Origin of the sequence: Paenibacillus sp. VTT E-133291 (assembly GCF_002264395.1) — a bacterium.
In the GTDB taxonomy this organism is placed as follows: domain Bacteria; phylum Bacillota; class Bacilli; order Paenibacillales; family Paenibacillaceae; genus Paenibacillus_AQ; species Paenibacillus_AQ nitricinens.
The window spans coordinates 1-7,667 of sequence record NZ_NFVA01000154.1 but is presented as its reverse complement, the minus strand read 5'-3'; the positions used below and the strand labels follow the sequence as shown (position 1 = coordinate 7,667).

7 protein-coding genes are annotated in these 7,667 nt (G+C 38.7%); 1 reads left to right on the top strand and 6 read right to left on the bottom strand.

Going from position 1 to position 7,667, the window contains the following annotated elements; genetic code table 11:
• Positions 1-74: 74 nt before the first annotated feature.
• The 3 genes from CA598_RS30515 to CA598_RS30505 form a co-directional block, all read right to left on the bottom strand.
• Positions 75-1,064 (bottom strand): phosphotransferase enzyme family protein, encoded by a 990-nt coding sequence (locus tag CA598_RS30515; protein WP_094878924.1) that lies wholly within the window; start codon positions 1,062-1,064, stop codon positions 75-77.
• Between the two features lie 349 nt (positions 1,065-1,413).
• Positions 1,414-2,247, bottom strand: a complete 834-nt coding sequence (locus CA598_RS30510) for a copper amine oxidase N-terminal domain-containing protein (protein ID WP_094878923.1) — start codon at positions 2,245-2,247, stop codon at positions 1,414-1,416.
• Between the two features lie 503 nt (positions 2,248-2,750).
• Complete coding sequence (locus tag CA598_RS30505; protein ID WP_094878925.1) at positions 2,751-3,191, bottom strand: pentapeptide repeat-containing protein; 441 nt, start codon at positions 3,189-3,191, stop codon at positions 2,751-2,753.
• Between the two features lie 795 nt (positions 3,192-3,986).
• Here CA598_RS30505 and pyrH point away from each other — a divergent pair.
• Positions 3,987-4,724: a UMP kinase gene (pyrH, locus tag CA598_RS30500; RefSeq protein WP_094878922.1), complete on the top strand. Its 738-nt coding sequence runs from the start codon at positions 3,987-3,989 to the stop codon at positions 4,722-4,724.
• Positions 4,725-5,254: 530 nt separating this feature from the next.
• Here pyrH and CA598_RS30495 read toward each other — a convergent pair.
• From CA598_RS30495 to CA598_RS30480, 3 genes are all read right to left on the bottom strand, one after another.
• Positions 5,255-5,737, bottom strand: a complete 483-nt coding sequence (locus CA598_RS30495; RefSeq protein WP_179283807.1) for an NUDIX hydrolase — start codon at positions 5,735-5,737, stop codon at positions 5,255-5,257.
• Between the two features lie 359 nt (positions 5,738-6,096).
• Positions 6,097-6,855 (bottom strand): phosphotransferase enzyme family protein, encoded by a 759-nt coding sequence (locus tag CA598_RS30485; RefSeq protein WP_179283806.1) that lies wholly within the window; start codon positions 6,853-6,855, stop codon positions 6,097-6,099.
• Positions 6,856-7,077: 222 nt separating this feature from the next.
• Positions 7,078-7,431, bottom strand: a complete 354-nt coding sequence (locus CA598_RS30480) for a VOC family protein (protein ID WP_094878918.1) — start codon at positions 7,429-7,431, stop codon at positions 7,078-7,080.
• Positions 7,432-7,667: the final 236 nt, after the last annotated feature.

Sequence of the window (7,667 nt, the reverse complement as noted above, 5' to 3'; positions counted from 1 at the left end):
TGACTAATATGTGAAACCCTTTATGTTCAACTATCGTGTCTCGTTAGCTTAATGAGTAAATCAGTTTAGGAGTTCTAGAACTCATCGATCAACGAAATCCCTTTTGTAATACGCATTATACTATCTTGCAAGAAATCGCGGGTCCAATCGTCGGGTTGAGTTAAATCCCAACTCCTGTACATACCGACGACTACGATAATTTCGCGTAGTTTAAGAAAAAGCTTCATCTGATTTTTCCAGCCGTCAGGCATTTGTCGACCATCCTCAGTGTAGCCTAGCTCGAAATATTTAATGAAAAGTTCGTATTGCGCCTTACGTTCAGACTGCGAATCTTCCCCGAATACATACAGTAAGTAATAGAGCTGGATAGCAATGTCCTCGACATACCAACTGTACTGACACTCGTCGAAGTCGAAGAGCGTTATTTGCCCAGATTCATTGACCGTGAAATTACCTACATTGATATCTCCGTGAATTAAACCAAAATTATCAGATGTAACAGGCAGACTAGCCAGATTTGCTTTAAGTTCATCAAGGGCATGAAGAATTGGTTGAAGCTCTGCCGGTAAATATTCTTTCGCTCGTAAGAGGTATTCATTAAATTCCCAAGTGTGTCTTGTGGATACGGGTTTATACAGCTTGGTCAACTCATGAAGACGGCCTGTTATGCGACCACATTGTTCATAGAGTATTGAATTGCCTAGGCATTCTGGATATCCGATTTTTCTGCCAGGTGCATAGTTGAAAGAGGTTACGTAAAAATCCATCGCATTCCCCTTGATACGTTCAAAATCCTTTCTATTAACCGATAGAACCGGGTCTGAGACCGACAAACCATTCTCGGAAAGGTAACGAATCCATTCTATTTCAGCTGCAAGTCCTTCCGAAGTGCGAAGTGTGCTCGGAGTAAAACGGAGAATATATTTTGACTCATCGCGATTATAGGAATAAATAAAGTTTTGAAAGCCTCCAATGAAAGTCAGATCTTTTGGGCTGATTCCAAAGCGCTCAGCACCTTCAGCAGCATGTTCGTCCAGGAATATAAGTTTTATTTTTGGGTCCATGATTTCTCCTTAGTAATTGAATCTAGATCGGATACTATAATTCCTAACTCATTGCTGTTACCTTAATTTAATAAAATGGATGCCTAGCGACATGTAAAAACCTACTTTCAAAATCTTTCTATTACTAAGCAATCAGACTAATCCAGTTTTTTACAGTCAATGAAAATGCCTGAGTCATTGCGTTAAGCTGCCCGTTAGCGTAACGAAAGGCTGCCTAGCGACAGCCCCTCTCAGCGTTGAACTATAATGTCTCGTTAGTTGAATCGACTATGCGTAAATATCAAGCCCTACAACGCGATTAATAAAGGCTAACCATAAAAATGGATAGCCACTTCCCAGTCCGTACCATTTACACTTCCGTACTCTTCATCAAACCGTTTTGTTCAGCTATCGTAATCAATTTAGTAATGGAATCCAGCGCAGTCTCGCTGAACTCATACCATTGCCCCTCCACAACGTCAAAAATCAGCACTTTCGGATAGCCTGCCAATTGTTCTTCCGTGAAGCTGCCAGATGGCAAAATATAAGGATCAAAACGTTGGACACTATTCCCTGCCGCATCCAGAAAATCATATTGCCCGGTTTTCGTATACCAGCCTAAAATATCCCAATTGGTATACCACCCATACTTCGCCGGAGCATCCACCTTGGCCCCTTTATTCGACTCAAAGAGCGCATAAATCTCTTCGTTATAACGCTTGCCACTGAACTGCTGCCTGTAGCCGCCTATAATCATGTGGTATTCATACTGCAAAGTTTTCACTTTCACGCCATTGATACTCAATGGCGCGGTATGGACCGTAACCGTACCGTTGCTGTAATTAACCATACAGCCGGACGTTTCTGCTAGAAAGCGAATCGGTACGAAGGTGCGATTATTTTGGATGTACGGCTTCGCATCCAATTGCAGTGTCTTCCCATCTTTCACTGCAGTGCTGTTGTTCAGTTGCAACGTTACTTTTATGTCATTTTTCGTAATCGTCACTTCCGAGCCCGACCAATCGACCACAGCCCCCAGATTTTCGCTGATCACGCGTAGAGGCACCATTGTACGACCGTTCTTCATCTCAGGCTGTACATCGGATGTAATCGCAACGCCATCCATGATAATCGGATGGCTCTCTGCCGCATGAGCAGGCACCGATGCAGCAATGAGGCTTAGAACGAGTGCAGTGCTTAGCATAATTTTTTTTCATTGTGTGAATTCTCCTCTTATATAAAGATTTTGCAACGTGCGATTAAAATCGCATGCTGATACTTCCTTACATTAAATTACGAGACTACTTATTACGACAATTGCCATAATGGATAAAATGATAAGCTTTCTAACTGCTCCATTTTTCTATACTCCGCGCATAAAATCCCAAAAAATTCTTAACCCATATTTTCCCACACAGACTAATACGCAAATATTGATGATATTGTTGCGCTAAACTGCCCGTTAGTTGAACAAAAGCAGCCGATCACATTGATCAGCTGCTTTCTCTGTATTACAAACTATCGTGTCCCGTTAGCTCAATGATCCGTACTTCTACCTATGATACGGTTCACCGTAATGTATCTAAACAAAAAGTACAGTTTGACCACAAAATATACATCAATATATAAAGACAAGACCACTCCTGACAATGGAGTGGTTTCTTTGGATAGAACTTCTCTTTTATTGATTTATCGTACCCTTTACCTTTATTTATTCTTGATTAAATCAGAAATCAAGATACCGTTTATTTTCAATCCAGTAATGTCGCAATCAGTTATCTCAACATTTGATAAATCACAATTTCTTAATTGCCCATTGGAAAGGTTACAGTTATGAAAACTTACTGGTTTATAATGCCCATCGGGATTGTAATTTCCGTCCCCTTCCATAGGGAGAACCACATTATGAAATTCCGTTCCAAATAAATGGATGTGGTCAATAACAACGTTGCTAAAATTAGCATTCCTAATGTTTAATCTCGACAGATTAACATCATTCAAAGTCATTCCACTCATGTTTACGTTATTTATTTTCGTCTTTGCCAAGCTGACATTATCAATGACAAGTTCCTCAGCTCTAACCTCTTGCCACTTAGAACCTGATATATCCGCCTTTTGCAAATCCAACGGTTCAACCTTTAAGCTCATTCTCATATCCCCTTCGAGGTATAGGTTAAGATGCATTAATAACTTCGACACCCCTCCTCATTTTCCTTTATTATCCAATATACTAAATCCGCCCTTTCGCTGAACAAATGTTTAACGTATCGTCCAAAATCAATCCATAGTCGGTCGATGGAAGTGCTTACGGCATATCTGAAAACGACAAACACGAAAAAGGTGTAAACTCCCCCACCCGTCAACACCTCATCAAACCACTCAGAATCCATTCTGGCGTGTTCTAAATGTTATTTCCATAACTAACGGGTTAAGGACAATCATTAGAAGTCAACCCAATCCAGCTTCCGCCCCGATAGACTTTGTCAAAAATTATACTTTTTGACATGCTTAATAAAGGCGGAAGCGGGAAAGTATTGGATTCCAATGATAGTCCGTTACAGTTATGGTTGTAAGGTGAAAAACACACCAGAATGGCTTCTGGAGCGGTCTTCTGGAGCGGTCTGGCGAGGTGTCGAAGGGTGGGGGGGAGTTTACATCAATTTTGTGCTTGGCACTTTGAGAAATGGCGTTAGCACATCCATCGACCGACTTTGAATATAATTTAAAGCGATACGATAACAAGTAAAATATGTAGGTACGGTAATTGCAATTTACCTTCACGTAATGTAAAATTACTTGATGGAAAAAACATGAAGGAGTGGGAGTATGAGGTGGAAACGAAAGACTTACATTCAGTCGACTTTCGTAATTTCATATTTCCATTCCATTAGGACACTAAAGCATTTATTGCTTTAGTGTTTTTATTTTATGGGGGTGTAATAATTGTCAAGGTACAAAAGGGTTCTCGTTAAGCTAAGTGGTGGAGCAGTAGCAGGAAACACTGAATTTGGTTTTGAGCCAGAAAGGTTAGACCATATTGCGGATGAAATTATGTCAGTAGTAAACTTAGGCGTTGAAGTATCGTTAGTTATAGGTGGGGGTAACATTTTCAGAGGTAATATGGCGGAAAGCTGGGGGATAGAAAGGGCAGAAGCTGATAACATTGGAACGCTTGCGACTGTAGTAAATAGTTTAATGCTTCGTGGAGTTCTTAAAGCCAAGACCAAAAAGGAAGTACGAGTAATGACGGCAATACCTATTACTTCAGTTGCAGAACCATACATCCGTCTAAGAGCAATCCACCATCTAGAAAAAGGCTATATTGTAATTTTTGCAGGGGGGAACGGTCAACCTTACGTTACAACAGACTATCCTTCAGTACAAAGAGCCATCGAGGTTAATTGTGACGCTTTATTAGTTGCAAAGCAAGGTGTTGATGGTGTTCTTAATGCAGACCCTAAATTTGATAAAGATGCTAGGAAATTTCGTTCGCTTCATTACAACGACGTTTTAAAACACAACTTAAAGGTAATGGACCAATCAGCTTTCATTTTAGCAAGAGACTACAATTTGCCAATGCATGTGTTTAACTTCGATAAACCAGGCTCGATGAAAGAAATTTGTGAAGGTAAGAATAATGGTACGATAATTAGTGGCGAATCAGTTTTAGAGTTGGAATGAAATATGTTAGAAATACTACTCTCCCTTGATTTAGCGGAACGATAGTTCCATAAATGAAAAGTTATAAACACAAACCCACTCCGCCAAAGGAGTGGGTTTGTGTTTATACTGATATGTATATCTTGTGGTCAAACTGTACTTTGTGCTTAGATACATCACGGTGAACCATATCATAAATCAATTCATAAGCGGATCGCTAATTCTAACTGCCTATTACGCTATACTGCCAGTTAGTTGAACAGGTAGCCAATAATACCGACTGCCTGTTCGTCATGATGCTATCGTTCCCAGTTAGCTTAATGATATGTTTTGCTTTATTTCTTGTATCATGTATTCAACGAATTCTAAAAAATTTTGTAAATCAACATTACTATTATCTGTTTCTCCGGTGTCTGTTTCTTCGGTGTATTCATTTTAATATGATTTTTAACCTAGGCAAAGCAACTACACTAATCTGCCCGTTAGTTGAACAAATAAAAAACGGCTGCCGAAGCAACCGCTATTCCACTAACGTGTCCCGCTAGGTTAAATCAAGACCCTTTAAAAGCCAATAAATCTTGTGTGTTAATATGTTTAATATCAGAAATTTGCCCACTTGTAAGCATCTCATAAAGACCGTCAGGAACAAGTTTATACTGAAGGTTTTCTTCAAAATCATCTAAGTTCTTCCAAACAGCTATAAACTTTTTGTCACCCTCAATCCCTTCAAATTCATTCTTGTTATAGTCATCCATTCGACTAAAGCTCGCTTCATAAATAAAATCATATTCATGTCCAATTTCTCCGTACCAAGGAAAGATGTGCTCGATAATCCCTATCAATTTTGGTTCAATAATATCAATATTAATTTCCTCTTTTACTTCTCGTATTACAGCTGATTTGCTATCTTCCCCATACTCAATCGTGCCACCAACTGGGCGAAATGTAATGATACCATCTTCTTCCGGGAATTGTTCAAGTAATATTGATTCTCTTCTTTTAATAATGCAAAGTGAACAAGCTCTATATCGCAAATTCTTCACTCCTCATAGTATCTTATTTTTCAAATATATTCCATATAAGCATTGCGTTATCCTGCCCGTTAGTTGAGAAACAGCAGCCCATCAACTTGGCTGCCGTTTATTCATGTTATTGCTCTTTAAAGTTATAAAATTTAAAATATCATCGGGTTCAATCAGTGAAATATCGTTTTCCATATTATATCGGGCACGCTTCAAGAACTCCCTAGACCAACCATCGAGTGCTTCAATATTTCCGTTTCGATAGAGAGCTGAATAAAGGATAGCTTGTCTCAAATTCATAAATAGTGGTAAGTCTCTTAATAATTTTATATCAATCGTATTTTCCTTTTCGTAACCTTCCAAGAACGAAGTTAGGTACCTTTCACAAAAGTTGGAACATCTTCATCTGGACTAGGCACTGCAATACCATAGAATAAGTTAACAGAAATATCTTGCGTGAACCATCCATATTGGCATTCATCGAAGTCGAATACAGTGATGTCTCCATTTGGCTGAACTGTATAATTACCAAAACAAAAATCACCATGAATAAGTCCGAAATTATCATTATCACGTGATAATTTGTGGACCCTCTGCATCAAAGATTCAAAATGAGTAATTACAAGGTCTTGTGAAGAGGGAATATTGGTTATGAATTCTTGAAGATAACTATTTTTTTGCCAATCGTATCGTTTAATCTCCACTGTACTAGGAACGTATTTTTTAGCTAGTGCATGCATTCTCCCAGCAATTGCTCCCATTTTTTTGAACTCTTCATTTTGAGATATTTCATCACTCCATGAGACACCAAGACCTTTTTGGAATGCTACAACAAAAAAACCATTCATCTTTTCAATTAGCTCGCCGTTACTTGATTTCACTGGGTAGGATACTGGAACACCGTTATTCGCAAGATATTGTATCCATTCTAGTTCACCTTGTATAAGCTCCAGCGACCTGTGAGACTCATGTATAATCCGAATTATGAGATTCCGTGCTTCGTTATTACTTCCATAAGTGAAGTTTTGGTTCTTCCCCAATAAAATCAACTCTTCAGGCATGAACTCATACCTTTTTGCTGCTTCAACTACAATTTCATCCGTAAATAAGGCTTCAATTATTGGATTCATATTACACCTCATTTTTCTTAATTCAAAGTGTTAGTGTTATCTCCCTTCTAGTTAATGCTCTTTTAGCACTTCTTTACTCGAAGATTTCTCCCAATAGTATGTATCACTTTTTTCCGCCTCTTTCCATATAGACATAAAAACAAAATACTCTAACTAATAACTCCCACGTATTTTGAAACGTTAGTTTAACAATCTATTTCTCTACACGCCATGACCGCATATTTAATCTCCATGAGCAAGGATGTTGATAAGTTTGCCAAATGGGTCGCGCACATAGAATCGCCGAACTCCCCAAGGCTCATCAACAAGCCCATATTCTATCGTGTATCCAGCACTCTTCATACGTTCAAACACCACATCAATATCATCAACTTCAATCGAAAGATCAGGAGTAGGCGTATTGGAGCCACCCTGTGAGGCGAAGCTTATTTGAATGTTCTCCTGCCCGAGTAAGCCGTATGTTTCAATCCAACCATGATCCATTAATAAATCAAGCTCGAGCACGTCTTGGTAAAAGCTTTTTGCTGCCGAAACATTCTGCGTATTAATATTGGCGACAATTCGTTTTACGCTCATTCTCAGACCTCAATCCTAATGGTATATTTTAAAAATTTGTAATATATTACCGTTAGTTTAATCACCTATTGGATTCATTTACTGTCCTCTGCTTTGTAGCAGGTTCGAATTTCTCTTTAAGCAATAGACTCGGCAGGCAGCTCCTGATTCCTCATATATATCCGAATTTACGTTCAAATCAATGTTTCCAACGAAGAAGGTTCCATTTTATATTTTATAAAATATACTTTCACCAT